This window comes from Streptomyces sp. CO7 (assembly GCF_053474865.1).
This window is the reverse complement of sequence record NZ_JBRIOU010000002.1, coordinates 1,563,660-1,564,129: the sequence shown is the minus strand read 5'-3', so window position 1 is coordinate 1,564,129 and position 470 is coordinate 1,563,660. Positions and strand designations below refer to the sequence as shown.

Annotated in this window: 1 pseudogene; it reads right to left on the bottom strand. The window is 81.5% G+C overall.

Annotation, left to right across the window (positions count from 1 at the left end):
* Positions 1-207: 207 nt before the first annotated feature.
* Positions 208-470 (bottom strand): annotated as a pseudogene (locus ACOV8S_RS09185) (catalase HPII); the annotation flags it as partial.

The window sequence follows — 470 nt, the reverse complement described above, 5'->3', positions numbered from 1 at the left end:
GGCGCGGTGGGCGCGACGGGCGGGCGCGGGGCGAACGGCATCGCCGGGCCGGGGCACGAACGGTGGCGGCCGCGGCGGTCCGCGGGGCCGCCGTGACGCGCGCCGCGGGCCGCCGCGGGCGACGGGCCGGGACGTGCGTGCCGGGCAGCGGAACGCCGCCCGGCGGACGGACGCGCGGGGGATGCCGCGTGCCCGTCCGCCGTGGGGTCAGACCGTGGTCGGGAAGCGTTCCCAGACCCGGTGGGAGCCCATGAGACGGCTGAGCTTCTCCAGGGTGGAGGGCCCGCTGGTGCCCACGACGACGCCGGGCGCGTCGGCGGGGACGCCGGCGGCGGCCAGCGCGGCGTCGCCGCCGCCCCAGACGCCGATGGCCTTGCCGTGCCGGAAGGCCTCGGCGAGGAGCAGCACCACCCGAGGGTCGACCGGGCCGGACTGACCGGCGGTCGGGATCGCCCTGGGGTCCCCGGCGC